The 13,443-nt window shown below is 69.4% G+C and carries 14 protein-coding genes and 1 pseudogene; 7 read left to right on the forward strand and 8 right to left on the reverse strand.

Annotated elements, in window-relative coordinates; all coding sequences use genetic code 11:
- Positions 1 to 35 precede the first annotated feature (35 nt).
- The 4 genes from ACRXBZ_RS04090 to ACRXBZ_RS04105 all read right to left on the reverse strand — a co-directional run bounded on the left by ACRXBZ_RS04090 (position 36) and on the right by ACRXBZ_RS04105 (position 4,190).
- Positions 36 to 545 (reverse strand): DUF3558 family protein, encoded by a 510-nt coding sequence (locus ACRXBZ_RS04090; RefSeq protein WP_433877855.1) that lies wholly within the window; start codon positions 543 to 545, stop codon positions 36 to 38.
- 38 nt (positions 546 to 583) lie between these two features.
- The gene (locus ACRXBZ_RS04095) at positions 584 to 994 is read right to left on the reverse strand and encodes a hypothetical protein (RefSeq protein ID WP_433877856.1); all 411 of its coding nucleotides are present in this window, start codon (positions 992 to 994) and stop codon (positions 584 to 586) included.
- A 260-nt stretch (positions 995 to 1,254) separates the two neighbouring features.
- Complete coding sequence (locus ACRXBZ_RS04100; RefSeq protein WP_433877857.1) at positions 1,255 to 2,316, reverse strand: 2-oxoacid:ferredoxin oxidoreductase subunit beta; 1,062 nt, start codon at positions 2,314 to 2,316, stop codon at positions 1,255 to 1,257.
- Positions 2,313 to 4,190, reverse strand: a complete 1,878-nt coding sequence (locus tag ACRXBZ_RS04105; protein ID WP_433877858.1) for a 2-oxoacid:acceptor oxidoreductase subunit alpha — start codon at positions 4,188 to 4,190, stop codon at positions 2,313 to 2,315. Before ACRXBZ_RS04105 ends, ACRXBZ_RS04100 begins: the two co-directional genes overlap by 4 nt.
- Before the next feature lie 410 nt (positions 4,191 to 4,600).
- Between ACRXBZ_RS04105 and ACRXBZ_RS04110 the strand changes: the two genes are divergently transcribed.
- The 3 genes from ACRXBZ_RS04110 to ACRXBZ_RS04120 all read left to right on the forward strand — a co-directional run bounded on the left by ACRXBZ_RS04110 (position 4,601) and on the right by ACRXBZ_RS04120 (position 7,220).
- A complete protein-coding gene (locus ACRXBZ_RS04110) occupies positions 4,601 to 5,548 on the forward strand; it encodes an alpha/beta hydrolase (protein ID WP_433877859.1) in 948 nt (315 codons plus the stop codon).
- Complete coding sequence (locus ACRXBZ_RS04115; protein ID WP_433877860.1) at positions 5,545 to 5,736, forward strand: hypothetical protein; 192 nt, start codon at positions 5,545 to 5,547, stop codon at positions 5,734 to 5,736. Before ACRXBZ_RS04110 ends, ACRXBZ_RS04115 begins: the two co-directional genes overlap by 4 nt.
- Before the next feature lie 116 nt (positions 5,737 to 5,852).
- Complete coding sequence (locus tag ACRXBZ_RS04120) at positions 5,853 to 7,220, forward strand: dihydrolipoyl dehydrogenase family protein (RefSeq protein ID WP_433877861.1); 1,368 nt, start codon at positions 5,853 to 5,855, stop codon at positions 7,218 to 7,220.
- 8 nt (positions 7,221 to 7,228) lie between these two features.
- Here the strand turns inward: ACRXBZ_RS04120 and ACRXBZ_RS04125 are convergent, their stop codons facing one another.
- Complete coding sequence (locus tag ACRXBZ_RS04125) at positions 7,229 to 8,464, reverse strand: PAS domain S-box protein (RefSeq protein WP_433877862.1); 1,236 nt, start codon at positions 8,462 to 8,464, stop codon at positions 7,229 to 7,231.
- A gap of 79 nt (positions 8,465 to 8,543) precedes the next feature.
- A complete protein-coding gene (locus ACRXBZ_RS04130; protein ID WP_433877863.1) occupies positions 8,544 to 8,864 on the reverse strand; it encodes a hypothetical protein in 321 nt (106 codons plus the stop codon).
- Between the two features lie 413 nt (positions 8,865 to 9,277).
- On the opposite strand from ACRXBZ_RS04130, the gene ACRXBZ_RS04135 reads away from it, so the two are divergent.
- Both ACRXBZ_RS04135 and ACRXBZ_RS04140 read left to right on the forward strand, forming a co-directional pair.
- Positions 9,278 to 9,889 (forward strand): TetR/AcrR family transcriptional regulator, encoded by a 612-nt coding sequence (locus tag ACRXBZ_RS04135; protein ID WP_433877864.1) that lies wholly within the window; start codon positions 9,278 to 9,280, stop codon positions 9,887 to 9,889.
- A gap of 366 nt (positions 9,890 to 10,255) precedes the next feature.
- The gene (locus ACRXBZ_RS04140; RefSeq protein WP_433877865.1) at positions 10,256 to 10,948 is read left to right on the forward strand and encodes a histidine phosphatase family protein; all 693 of its coding nucleotides are present in this window, start codon (positions 10,256 to 10,258) and stop codon (positions 10,946 to 10,948) included.
- Positions 10,949 to 11,054: 106 nt separating this feature from the next.
- Here the strand turns inward: ACRXBZ_RS04140 and ACRXBZ_RS04145 are convergent, their stop codons facing one another.
- The gene (locus ACRXBZ_RS04145) at positions 11,055 to 11,714 is read right to left on the reverse strand and encodes a PaaI family thioesterase (RefSeq protein WP_433877866.1); all 660 of its coding nucleotides are present in this window, start codon (positions 11,712 to 11,714) and stop codon (positions 11,055 to 11,057) included.
- Positions 11,711 to 11,788: pseudogene (locus ACRXBZ_RS04150) on the reverse strand (crotonase/enoyl-CoA hydratase family protein); the annotation flags it as partial. The pseudogene ACRXBZ_RS04150 and the gene ACRXBZ_RS04145, both read right to left, overlap by 4 nt.
- Before the next feature lie 72 nt (positions 11,789 to 11,860).
- Between ACRXBZ_RS04150 and ACRXBZ_RS04155 the strand changes: the two are divergent.
- Together ACRXBZ_RS04155 and ACRXBZ_RS04160 are read left to right on the forward strand one after the other, a co-directional pair.
- Complete coding sequence (locus tag ACRXBZ_RS04155; RefSeq protein WP_433877867.1) at positions 11,861 to 12,001, forward strand: LysR family transcriptional regulator; 141 nt, start codon at positions 11,861 to 11,863, stop codon at positions 11,999 to 12,001.
- Positions 12,002 to 12,157: 156 nt separating this feature from the next.
- Positions 12,158 to 13,339: a lytic transglycosylase domain-containing protein gene (locus ACRXBZ_RS04160; RefSeq protein ID WP_433877868.1), complete on the forward strand. Its 1,182-nt coding sequence runs from the start codon at positions 12,158 to 12,160 to the stop codon at positions 13,337 to 13,339.
- Positions 13,340 to 13,443 lie beyond the last annotated feature (104 nt).

A 13,443-nucleotide genomic window follows, 5' to 3' on the forward strand; every position in this document is an offset into this window, starting at 1 on the left:
CGAGTCCAGACCGGCTGTCATCCGCCAGGTTTTTGTTACTTGGGCAGCCTCGGCTCGATCTGGCGAGCGACCTTCTCGGCTTCGCCGCACGTGTCCGGCACCGAGTCGCGGGTGATCCCGACCACGTCGACGATCACGACGCCGCCGCCCGCGTCTACGACCAGGGAGCAGGCGCCCTGACCCGTTGCACCGGCCGCAACCCCACGCGCAGCTTTCCGGCCATTCAGGCCAATCGAGTCGTAGCTATCCCACTGACCGTTGTTCTTGTAGCTGTCTACAGTCTGTTTCTGGTTCTTGTACAGGGTCAACAGGGTCTTCTCACCTTCGAACCCGCAACCCGGTTCGTCCTTGAACTGCTCCCGCGCTTCACCAGGACCCACCACACCAGCTGCGTTCAGATCCTCTGACGTCAGGAAGCTGCACGGGTCGAATTCCGCCAACCCACCAGATCCTCCTGCTTGGGTCGTCGGGGACTCGCTGTTTCCACCATGAGAAGTCTCACCACTGGGTCCGCCTGAGCAGGCAGCTAGGCCGAGCATCGCCATACCTGCAACTGTCGAAATCAGCGAACGGGAACGTCGGGTCACTGCATACCTCGCTGAAGATCTTGGGCTTGCTGTTCGTCGGTCGCACGATAGTCCCTGGCTGCAGCTCTGAAGGCATCCGCCTGCTTCTGCAACTCGTCCTGCATCATTCGGATTAGCGTGAGTGCACCCGACCCCTCGTGGTTCGCCTTGTCCATGAACCGCTGCGCAAGCTGCTGCCCATCCGGGTAGTTCCCAAGCCCGCTGACACGGCTGATCTGGTTCGCGTCCCTCACCAGCTTGCCCAGTTCGCGGATCTCGTCATCACAGCGCTTGGCAGCCTTCTCCGCGACCTCGGGGTCCAGCGCCAGCTTACCGGCGCTCACCTGCTGGTTGATCCACTGAGTCTGATTTCTCACCGCTTGCAATCCCTCCGCTGCAGCAGCAAAACCAGCGTCTGGGCTCGACATGACACTCCCCACCTCGTCACCCGATCAAGCTAATCCGGTCGAAGACTAGCGTGGCAACGAAGCCGCAGGCAGTAATTCCGCTGAAGATCTCTGTTCTAATTAGCCTGCATCATTCATCTGGCCGCGAATAGGCGGGAACGCGCAGTGCGCACTTGATCCTTTTTCGGTCGCGCCGATCATTGTGACCTGCCGTTGACAGCCAGGAGTCCGTGGGAGGCGGGTTGCCGCGGCCCACGGACTCCTGGCCCTTTCGGTTCCGGTCAGATGGTCCAGGAGTCGTTGCCCGTCAGGAGGGAATGGAGGTCGGCGGGCTTGGCCTGCACCGCCTCCTCGACCTGGGCTCGGGCTTGGTCGTCGTAGGTCGGGCGGGTCACCGCTCGGAAGATGCCCGTTACCGCCGGGTTGAGGTCCTGGCCGCCCAGGCGGGACAGCGCGAAGGCGTAGGACGGGTCTTCGCGGTTGGCGTCGTGGACCACCACGTCGGACTCGTCCACTTCGGACAGCTTGGTGACCCGGAAGCCGTCGCGGTCGTTGATCACCGCGTAGCGCTCGTCTTCCGGGCCGAACACGATCGGCTCGCCGTGCTTGAGCGCGACGATCCGGCGCTGCTTCTCGTCGTTGTCCTTCAGCACGTCGAACGCGCCGTCGTTGAAGATCGGGCAGTTCTGGTAGATCTCCACCAGCGCGCTGCCGCGGTGCTCCGCCGCCGCCTTCAGCGTCTCGGTCACGCTCGCACGGTCCGAATCGATCACCCGTGCCACGAACGACGCCTCCGCACCCAGCGCCAGCGACACCGGGTTGAACGGGTGGTCCAGCGATCCGGCCGGCGTCGACTTGGTGACCTTGCCGACCTCGCTGGTCGGCGAGTACTGGCCCTTGGTCAGCCCGTAGATCCGGTTGTTGAACAGCAAGATCTTCAGGTTCACGTTGCGGCGCAGGGCGTGGATCAGGTGGTTGCCGCCGATGGACAGCGCGTCGCCGTCACCGGTCACCACCCACACCGACAGGTCCGGTCGGCTGGTGGCCAGGCCGGTGGCGATCGCCGGCGCGCGGCCGTGGATCGAGTGCATCCCGTAGGTGTTCATGTAGTACGGGAACCGGGACGAACACCCGATGCCCGAGATGAACACGATGTTCTCGCGCTTGAGCCCCAGCGACGGCAGGAAGCCCTGCACCGCGTTGAGCACGACGTAGTCACCGCACCCCGGGCACCAGCGGACTTCCTGGTCGGACTTGAAGTCCTTCGCCTTCTGCGGCTCGTCAGTGGTCGGCACGCCGGCCAGCCCGCCGAGGACCGGGATTCCCAGATCGGTGGTGGTCACGCGGGCACCCCCTGCACAACTTCGGTGAGCACGTTCTGCAGCTCCTCGGCCCGGAACGGGAGTCCGGCGACCTTCGTGTAGGACTGCACGTCTACCAGGTAGCGGGCGCGCAGCAGCATCGCCAGCTGGCCGAGGTTCATCTCCGGGATGATCACCTTGTCGTAACTCCGCAAGACGTCGCCGAGGTTTCCCGGCATCGGGTTCAGGTAGCGCAGGTGAGCCTGGGCGATCGACATGCCCTGCGCGCGCACCCGGCGGCAGGCGGCGCCGATCGGCCCGAACGACGAGCCCCAGCCGAGCACCAGCACGCGGGCGTCGCCGACGGGGTCGTCGACGGTGATGTCCGGAACCTGAACGCCGTCGATCTTGGCCTGGCGCAGCCGGACCATCTTGTCGTGGTTGTCCGGGTCGTAGGAGATGTTGCCCTTGCCGTCGGCCTTCTCCAGGCCGCCGACGCGGTGCTCCAACCCGGGCGTGCCCGGCACGGCCCACTCGCGGGCCAGGGTCTCGGGGTCGCGCACGTAGGGCCAGAACTCCCCGGAGCCGTCCGGGGCGTTGGGCTCGGTGGCGAACTCGACCCGCAGGTCGGGCAGCTGGTCGACATTCGGGATGAGCCACGGCTCGGAGCCGTTGGCGATCGCGCCGTCGGACAGCAGCAGCACCGGGGTCCGGTAGGCCAGCGCGATTCGCGCGGCGTCCAGAGCGGCCTCGAAGCAGTCCGCCGGCGAGCGAGGGGCGATCACCGGCACCGGCGACTCGCCGTTGCGGCCGTAGAGCGCCTGCAGCAGGTCCGCCTGCTCGGTCTTGGTGGGCAGCCCGGTGGACGGCCCGCCGCGCTGGATGTCGCACACCAGCAGCGGCAGTTCCAGCGTCACCGCCAGGCCGATGGTCTCGGACTTCAGTGCCAACCCCGGCCCGGACGTGGTGGTCACGCCCAGCGCACCGCCGAAGGAGGCGCCCAGCGCCGCGCCGACACCGGCGATCTCGTCCTCCGCCTGGAAGGTCGTGACGCCGAAGTTCTTGTGCTTGGCCAGCTCGTGCAGCACGTCCGAGGCGGGCGTGATCGGGTAGGTGCCGAGGAACACCGGCAGCCCGCTGCGCTGCCCCGCGGCGACGATGCCGTAGGCGAGCGCGGTGTTGCCGGTGATCTGCCGGTAGGTCCCGGTGGGCAGCTTGGCGGGCGCGACCTCGTAGGTGACCGCGAAGGCCTCGGTGGTCTCGCCGTAGTTCCAGCCCGCCCGGAACGCCAGGATGTTGGCCTCGGCGATCTGCGGCTTCTTCGCGAACTTCTCCCGCAGGAACCGCTCGGTGCCCTCGGTGGGCCGGTGGTACATCCACGACAGCAGGCCGAGGGCGAACATGTTCTTGCAGCGCTCGGCGTCCTTCTTGCCCAGCCCGCTGCCTTCGAGCGCGCCCTGGGTGAGGGTGGCCATCGCGACCTGGTGCACCGCGTAGCGCTCCAGTTCGCCGCTTTCCAGCGGGTTGGCCTCGTAGCCGACCTTCGAGAGGTTGCGCTTGCTGAACTCGTCGGTGTTGACGATCAGGATCCCGCCGTGCGGCAGATCGCCGATGTTGGCCTTCAGCGCCGCCGGGTTCATCGCCACCAGCACGTCCGGCCGGTCGCCGGGGGTGAGAATGTCGTAATCGGCGAAGTGCAGCTGGAAGCTGGACACACCGGGCAGGGTTCCGGCGGGGGCCCGGATCTCGGCCGGGAAGTTCGGCAGCGTTGCCAGGTCGTTCCCGAAGGCCGCGGCCTCCGAGGTGAAGCGGTCTCCGGTCAGCTGCATGCCGTCGCCGGAGTCACCCGCGAACCGGATCACCACCCGGTTCAGCTTCCGGGTGCCGTTCGACCGGTGCCCGTTCGTCGTACTCAATTGGCCCGTTCCCCTTCACCTGCAGGCAACGTTCATACTGTGGCGAACGATACAGCCCCGGTTCTTATTCCGATCACGACCAGGGCCCCACGCCCCACACTTTCCGCACGCGCCCGCACGAATCCCCCGAACCACCGCGATCTTCACCGAAACGATCGAGTTCCGCATTCGGCCGCAGGTGGCGACACCTGTATCGAACTACCCGGAACGCGGCACCCACAACCAGGCACGACGCGAAAACCCGGACATGTGAGCTCGACCATACCGATCAGCCGATCAGCCGGAAACTCATGTGATACCTGCCACTCTATCTGGTTTCTCATGATGCGGGAGCGCCTTTCCCCGGAACGGCCGATACCTTCCGCGCGGCATCCTCGGTTTACTGCGACGATCCACTGGCTGGAGGAAACATGCCGTTGCATCCGGAGGCCGAGCCGTTCGTCGCGCTCATGCAGGAGTACTTCCCCGACCTCGGCGGCGCGGTCACCGACGCCGCGCAAGCCCGCGCGATGATGTCCGAGGGCACGGCGGCGCGGCCCCGCCAACCGGTGGCGAAGGTCGAAGACCGGCTCATCCCCGGCCCGCCCGGCGTGCGGATCCCGGTGCGCATCTACTGGCCGCGAGCCAGCGGCGAGCCGATGCCGGTGGTCGTGTACTTCCATGGCGGCGGCTGGGTTCTCGGCGATCTGGAAAGCCACGACGGCGTCGCCCGCTCGATGGCCAACGGCACCGGGGCGATCGTCATCGCCGTGCACTACCGGCGCGCCCCGGAACACCGCTACCCGGCAGCCGCCGATGATGCTTACGCCGCAACGCAATGGGCCGCCGAACACGCCGTGGAGCTCGGCGGCGACCCGGCCCGCCTCGCGGTCGCCGGGGACAGCGCCGGCGGCAACCTGGCCGCGGTGACGTCGCTGCGGGCCAACGAGAACGGTGGCCCGGACATCGGCTTCCAGCTGCTCGTCTACCCGGTCACCGACCATGACTTCACCACCGAGTCCTATGTGGACAGCGGCCCGGACTGCCTGGTCATGACGAGCCACATGATGTGGTTCTGGGACCAGTACGTACCCGACTCAGCCGACCGCGACCACCCGCACGCCTCCCCACTGCGCGCCGCCGACCTCTCCGGGCTGCCGCCCGCGCACGTCCTGACCGCCGGCCGCGACCCGCTGCGCACCGAGGGCCAGCGCTACGCCGAGCGGCTGCAAGCGGCGGACGTGCCCACCAGCACCCAGCACTGCCCGGGCCTGTTCCACGGCTTCACCGGCGGCGTCGACCTGCTGCGGCCCGCCGGTGAAGCGATGGCCGAGGCGTACCGCGTGCTGCGAGAAGTCCTGAAACCGGAGGAGAAGTGACCGCGCGGGCAGAAGCTGTTCGAACACCTCGACGCCCGGCGCAGCGTGGGTTCGTCGGTTCCGACCCGGTGCCGCGCGAGGCGATCGAGAGCGCCGGGATCGCCTGCGGCATGTTCATCAGCGCGCTGCACACGATGGTCCCGGACCTGACCCGCAAGCCCATCGGCGAGGCGCTGACCTGGTCCTGACACCCGCGCGATCGGTCCGCACCGGAGTATCCCCGGCACCGGGCCCGCCCGATCGGAGTTCGAGGTGCGCGCCCCGACCTGCGGTGCTGGGCTGGTAGTCGACAGCGAACGAGGAGGTGGACACGGTGGTCGAAGAGGTCGACGTCGTGGTCATCGGCATGGGGCCGGGCGGCGAGGACGTGGCGGGACGGCTGGCGAGCGCGGGCCTGGACGTGGTCGGGGTCGAATCGCGGCTGGTCGGCGGCGAGTGCCCGTACTTCGCCTGCATCCCGACCAAGATGATGGTGCGGGCCGCCGACGCCCTCGGCGAGGCGCGCCGGATGCCCGAACTCGCCGGGCAGGCGACCGTGCGGCCGGACTGGACACCGGTCGCGAAGCGGATCCGCGACGAGGCGACCACCGACTGGAACGACGAGGTCGCGGTGCGGCGCTTCGAGGACACCGGCGGCCGGCTGGTGCGCGGCGTCGGCCGGATCAGCGCGCCCGGCGAGGTCACCGTCGACGGCCAGGTGTTCCGGGCCCGCCGCGGCATCGTGCTCAACCCCGGCACCGATCCGGTGGTCCCGCCGATCGACGGGCTCGCCGAGAGCCCGTACTGGACAAACCGCAACGCGGTGCCCGCGACCAGCGCGCCGGAGTCGCTGCTGGTGCTCGGCGGCGGCCCGGTCGGGCTGGAGTTCACGCAGGTCTTCGCCCGGTTCGGCACCGCGGTGACGGTTCTGGAGATGCATCCGCGGCTGCTGTCGGTGGCCGAACCAGAGGCCTCCGAGGTGGTCACGGAGGCGCTGCGCGCCGACGGCGTACAAATACGCACCGGCTGCGCGGTCGACCGCGTCAAGTACGACGACCAGTTCCAGGTGCACCTGGATTCGGGAGAGGTGTTGACCGCCGAGCGCCTGCTGGTCGCCACCGGTCGGGGCACCGACCTGCGCGCGCTGGGGGTCGCGGCCGTCGGGTTGGACGACCAGGCCAGGAGCATCCCGGTCGACGGCCGCATGCGGGCCGCCGACGGCGTTTGGGCGATCGGCGACATCACCGGTCGAGGCGCCTTCACGCACACCTCGGTCTACCAGTCCCGGATCGCGGCGGCCGACATCCTCGGTCAGGGCAGCGAGGTCGCCGACTACCGCGCGATGCCCTCTGTCATCTTCACCGACCCCGAGGTCGCCACCGTCGGGCTGACCGAATCCCGGGCCCGGAAGCAGGAAATCGCGGTGCGCACCGCCACCACCCAGATCTCCGCGTCGACGCGCGGCTGGATCCACAAGATCGACAACGAGGGGATCATCAAGCTCGTCGCCGACGCCGAACGGGGCGTGCTGGTCGGCGCCACCGTGGTCGCGCCCGCCGGCGGTGAGATCATCGGCGCGCTGGCCGTGGCCGTGCACGCCGAGGTCCCGGTGCAGCGCCTGCGCGAGATGATCTTCGCCTACCCGACGTTCCACCGGGCGATCGAGGCGACCCTCGCCGAACTGGACGCCTGACGGGCCGGTCAGCGGCCGCCGCCGTGCGCCTCCCGGCGGCGGCGCTTGCTGGCGTACATGTCGCGGTCGGCGCTGTGCAGCAGCATGTCCGGCGCGACAGCAGGGTCGGAAGTGGTGGTGTAGCCGACGCTGGCGCGCAGCCGCATTCGGGCCCCGTGCACCTTCACATCGGTGTTCAGGTGCTGCTCCACGCGATCCCGCAGGGACCGCGCCGCGTCCTCGTCCGGCAGCAGGCTGACCACGACGAACTCGTCGCCACCGATGCGGGCGACGGTGTCACCGGCCCGCACCGCCAGCTGCAGCTCGCGCGCGGTGGCGATCAGCAGCTGATCGCCCAGCGCGTGCCCGAAGCGGTCGTTGACCGGCTTGAGCTGGTCCAGATCGGCCAGCACTACCACCAGCACGCCGTCGTCGCGCGCCAGCTGCTGCAGACCGTGGTCGAGCCGGTCGGCCAGCAGCGCCCGGTTCGCCAGCCCGGTCAGCGGGTCGTGCAGTGCCAGGTGCGCGAGGTGGGCGTCCACCAGGCGTTGCTCGCCGATGTCCTCGTACTGGCTGACGACGAACGCCGGCGCGCCGTCAGCGCCCGGCACGGTGGTCGCCCGGATCAGCATCCAGATCGGGTGGCCGTTCTTGTGCCGGTAGCGCTTCTCGATGCTGATGCTGTCCCGGTTGCCCTCGATGAGTTCGTCGAGAGCGACCATGCCCTGCTCCTCGTCGTCCTCGTAGGTGACGTCGGCGAACGCCATCGACAGCATCTCCTCGCGCGTGTAGCCGAGCATGCCACAGAGCGTGTCGTTGACCTCCGTCCACGCGCCCTTGAGGTCCAGCACCGCCATGCCGATCGGCGCGTTGGCGAAGCTGCGCTGCCAGAGCAGCTCCGCCTCCCGGCGCCGGGTGATGTCCTGGATCTGCGACAGGAAGTGGATTGCCCGGCCGTGGCTGTCCCGGATGAACGACCGCGCCACCGACGCCCAGATGACGCTGCCATCGGAGCGGATGTAGCGCTTCTCCAGAAGGTCCGGGGACTCCACCGGCCCCTCCGGGTCGATGTCGTCGGGGTGCGTGACGGCCCGGTAGTCCAGGCCCTCCAGCTCCTCCCTGCGGTAGCCGAGCATCCGGCACATGGCTTCGTTGACGTACCGGTAGTGGCCCTGCAAGTCGAGGATCGCCATCGCAGACGCCGCCTGGTCGAAGACGCGCAGCCAGGGCACGCCAGCGGCGAAGTTCGGCTCCGAGGGGGACATGAGAACCGAACCATAGCGGGCCGGACCCCGGCACGCATCGGCCTGGTGGTCCGCCTCGCGTGTCAGGCGTCGCCGCGGTTCATCGCCAGCAGCCGGTCCAGCACCGCTGGCGAGGCCTTGACGCCGTCGTGCTCGTACTCGCCAGCAGCTCGGCGGCCTCCCGCAGCCGCACCAGCGACGGGTCCTGTCCGAACAGCCAGGGGTAGATCATCTCGCCGGTGAAGTTGACCCGCCCGGACCGGGGCCAGTCGAACTCGTCGAACTCCGCACGCACCCGGTGGGCGGACCACTGCGACGCGGCGCCCTGGCAGTAGATGGCGTCGTGCAGCGCGGCGAAGGATCGGTGCCGTTTGCGGCGGTGATGCGCACCTCGTCGGCCTCCTCCAGCAGGCCAGAACACCCGTGAGCGTTTGTGGGTGCCATAGCACCTAAAAACACTCACGGCTGTTCTTGGCTTACCGATGCCATGCAGGCCTTCCGCGAGAAGCGCAAGCCCGAATTCCGGGGTCGGCGACCACTGTGGACGGACGGCTGCACCTTCGGTCGGCGGCGATTGCTGCTAACCGCTGCGCTCGGGGCGATCACCAGCTCCGGCGGGGCGGGCGGCGCTCGCCGCAGGCGAAACCGGCCTCTGGGAGCGGCTCACAGCCTGAGCTGCCGCCACGCGCGTCGGGGACAGTGCCGTCGTCGCGATGCGAGGCCGGGACGGGCAGACGCGGTGGCAGAATCACTGGCACGTACCGTGCCAGCCACATCCCGTTCCCCGCACCATGCCCGATCCCCGGCAGCACCCCGTATTCTGTCGGTGTGACGGTGGCATCCGAATCCTCGGCCCACAACGGCTCCGCCATTCCGCGCGGCCAGGGCGGCGACGCGCTCTCCGTCGCGGCGCGCGAGATCTTCGCCGAGCGCGGATACCACGGCGCATCCATCCGCGACATCGCCAAGCGGGCCGGATTGAGCCTGTCCGCGCTGTACTACTGGCATTCCAGCAAGCAGGAGCTGTTCGCCGGGCTGCTCGAGGACAGCGTCAACGATTACGTGCAGGCCTGCGACGCGGCTCTTCGCGACTGCGGCGACGATCCGGTCGAGCGGCTACGCGCGATCGTGCGCGCCACGGTGGACTACCGGGTGCGGCGGCGGGTGGAAAGCACCATCGCGGTGCGGGAGATCCGGAACCTGGAGGACGAGCACGCGCGGCGGCTCGCCGCGCTGCGCGAGTCGGCGACCCGGCTGTTCCAGGACATCATCGACGATGGCGTGCGGCGCGGGGCCTTCTCCTGCGAGCACCCCGTCGAGGCCCGCCTCGCGATCCAGGCCGCCTGCAACGCGATCCCGCAGTGGTATGACCCGGAAAGCGATGTGGGACCGGCCGAACTGGCCGACCGCTACGTCACCATCGCGTTGCGCATCGTGGGCGCCTAGCTCCGGCGCGGGACGGCGAAACCTGACCGTTCTTCGGACCGCTTCAGCCCGCAGGGCGCGCTCGGCGACGAGCAGCTGGCAGCAGCCCGCGAGCTCGCGCCGCGCCGGGCTGTCCGGGCTGGCCGCATCCTCAGCCACGTCTACCAGCACGCAGCCTTGTATCGGCTTCCATGGGCCAGATGATTGAATGACCGTCGTGAAGGCGCATACGGCGATGAAATTCCGTCGGTACCCGATGCGGGGCGCTCTCCCGCCTGAAGGCAGGCGGAAGATTCCTTCACCGGCACGGCGCATGGAGTACCGGAAACGCACCAAACAGCCCAATCCGGCCGACTTCCGGCTGCTGGGCGGGGAAAGCGAGTGAGTATGTCCGAAGTGGAGTACCGGCAGTCGCGGTTCTCGGCACCTGCCGGATCCACCGACATCCTGCTGATCCGGCACGGGGAATCCGCCCCGGCGCGCCCGGACCAGCCCTTCCAGCTGGTGGACGGCCAGGGCGACCCGGAGCTCGCCCCGGCGGGCTGGGAGCAAGCCGAGCTGGTCGCGGACCGCCTCGCCGCCGTGCAGCTGGACGCCATCTACGTGACCACCCTGCAGCGGACCGCGCAGACCGCCGCACCGCTGGCGGCCCGCCTCGGCCTGACCACGCTGGTCGAGCCCGACATGCGCGAGGTGCACCTGGGCGACTGGGAAGGTGGGCTGTTCCGGCAGAAGGTCTCGCAGAACGACCCGGTGATCCAGCAGATGCTCGCCGAGCAGCGCTGGGACGTCATCCCGGGCGCGGAGTCCACCGAGGCACTGACCACGCGGCTGCGCGGCGCGATCGAACGGCTCACCGCCGCGCACCCGGACCAGCAAATCGCGGTGTTCACCCACGGCGGCGTCATCGGCCACGTGATGGCCATGGCTACGGGCTCGCGGCCGCTCGCGTTCCTGGGAGCGAACAACGGCTCGATCTCGCAGATCGTGATCACCGAGGACCGCTGGATCGTCCGCCGTTTCAACGACTCCGCCCATATCGACGACGGTCTGAGCAAAACGGCCTCCCCCCTGAGCTGACCACTTTTCGAAGAGCTCGTCTGTGAACTTGTCAGCCCGACGTGGTCCGTGCGGGCTCGGCCGAGGGCGACGTGCTCGCGCTGCACCCGGCCATCCTCGACGACGGTCACACGATGCGCTCCAGCTCTCCGAACAGTCGCTTGTTCTGCTTGGCGTTGGGCACCACGAAGGCGCCTTCGGCTTCCACCAGCACGGTGTCGGGGTCGTCTGCGGTGCTTATCGTGCCCACCGAGTTGGTCCACCGCCCGTCGAGCCGCACCACCCGGCCGACGATGCGCAGCGGCGTCGTCAGTGGCACCGGGCGCCGATAGCGCAGCGACAGCTTCACGGTCATGCCGGGCTTGCCGTTCGCCGCGTGCGCGTGCCCGAGGATCTGGTCCAGCAGCAGCGCGCTGATGCCGCCGTGCACGTAGCTGGGCGGGCCCTCGTAGGCCAGGCCCAGCGTGCAGGTGCCGATCGCGATCCCGTCGACGATCTCCACCCGCATCGGCGGCGCGATCGGGTTGCCCGGCCCGGCCGCCGGGTTGTAGAGCCGCCGGGGCCGCCGACCATCGTCCGCAGTGGGCGGTTGGCCGCGCTCGCGGCGCGCGGAGGACAGCGCCGGCACCAGGGCGCGGACCTGCTCCGCGGCCTCGACAAGGGTCTCGGTGTCGACCTCCGTCGACACCGCCGCCTCGGTCAGCTCGCGCAGCGCGGCACCGAGCTCGCGCACCGCGCGGCGTCGGTCCCGCAGGTCGGATTCGGCGTCGTACGACAAGGCGCTCATTCACCTCGCCAAACCGGTGCGCGCTTCTCGGCGAACGCCCGCGCGCCCTCCTGGGCGTCGGCGGAGGTGAACACCGAGGTCTGACGCAGGTCCAACACCGCACAGGCCCATAGCCACGATCAATTACAGCCTCCTATCCTGCGGTGATGGATCTGCGGTCGGTTGAATACTTCATGGCGGTCATCGACCACGGTAGCGTCACGAAGGCCGCGCAGGCCCGCTACATCGCACAGCCTTCGCCGTCGCAGGCGATCCGGAGCCTGGAGCGGCACGGGATGCAGCTGTAGTGCACGCGATGGCCGTCGTGCCGGTGAGCCATTCGCCGCAACCTTCTGGTCGCTTGGCGTTCGCGGTGCCGACCGCTTCTGGTGGTTCACAATGCCGTCAATTTCCGGAAAAGTCGGGCCCCGACTTGGCCAAACCGGCGTGGAGGTGACGGGAAGTTGGGTCCGGACGGCCAGTTCAGCCGTGGCGAGCGGTTCGGCCGTGGCGAGCGGTTCACCGCAGTGACGACCGGCCTGATGGTCGCGTTGTTGCCGGTGCTGGCGCTGCACGGCGATTCCCCGATCGAACCCGCCGACCAGTCCGCGCAGGCCGCGCCGGGACTCCCGCCGGGCGTGGCCGCCGACGGAGAGCTGCCCGCCGACGATCGGCTGAGCCCCGAGTTCCTGGAAGAGGTGCGCACCGAGCCCGACCTGTCCGCGCACGCCGAGCCCGCCGACCAGGTGCCACCCGGCCCGCTGGGCATCCCGGCACCGGCGCTGGCCGCCTATCAGCGCGCCGAGCGGACGTTGGCACGTACCGATCCGGGGTGCGGCGTGCACTGGTCGGTGCTGGCCGGGATCGGGCGCATCGAGTCGAACCACGCGCGGTCCGGCCGGGTGGACGTGAACGGCCGGACCCTGTCGCCGATCCTGGGGCCGCAGTTGTCCGGTGGACCAGGTGTGGCCGCCATCCGCGACACCGACGGCGGCCGACTGGACGGCGACCGGACGTGGGATCGCGCGGTCGGTCCGATGCAGTTCATCCCGTCCACCTGGCGCAGCCACGCCGCCGACGGCAACGGTGACGGCGTCAGCGATCCCCACAACGTCTTCGACGCGACGCTCGCATCCGGCGAATACCTGTGCAGCGGCAACGGGAATCTCCGTGACCGCGCGCAGCTGGCGGCGGCGGTGTTCCGCTACAACCACTCGGAGTCCTACGTCCGCTCGGTGCTCACCTGGGCCGACGCCTATGCCCGCGGCGCCATGCCCACCCCCAGCGACGCTTCGATCCCTGGCGATCCAACCCTTCTCGCGTTCGCCCCGCCACCACCGGTCGCCGCCCCGGTGCCCGGTGGTGGCGCAATGGCCGCTCCCCCGCCCGCCGCGGCTCCACCTCCCGCCGCCGCTCCACCTCCTGGCGGAGCTCCGCCACCTCCCCCACCAGTCGCGACCACGCCGCCGCCACCACCGTCGTCCGAGCCGCCTCCCCCACCACCACCGTCGTCCGAGCCGCCACCGCCGCCACCACCGTCGTCCGAGCCCCCTCCGTCGTCCGAGCCCCCTCCGTCGTCCGAGCCACCGCCTCCGACGAGCTCGGCGCCGCCGCCGAGCAGCTCACAACCACCGCCCAGCGCCTAGCAGCAGCCCTACTGGTCGCATGGGCACAGTGCCCACCTCCATCGAAGGCATCTGAGGTGAGGGGCACCCTTGGGCGGGTGACCGCTTCGTCAGGCGGGTGAACC

Origin of the sequence: Saccharopolyspora hattusasensis, assembly GCF_050972075.1 — a bacterium.
In the GTDB taxonomy this organism is placed as follows: Bacteria; Actinomycetota; Actinomycetes; order Mycobacteriales; family Pseudonocardiaceae; genus Saccharopolyspora; species Saccharopolyspora hattusasensis.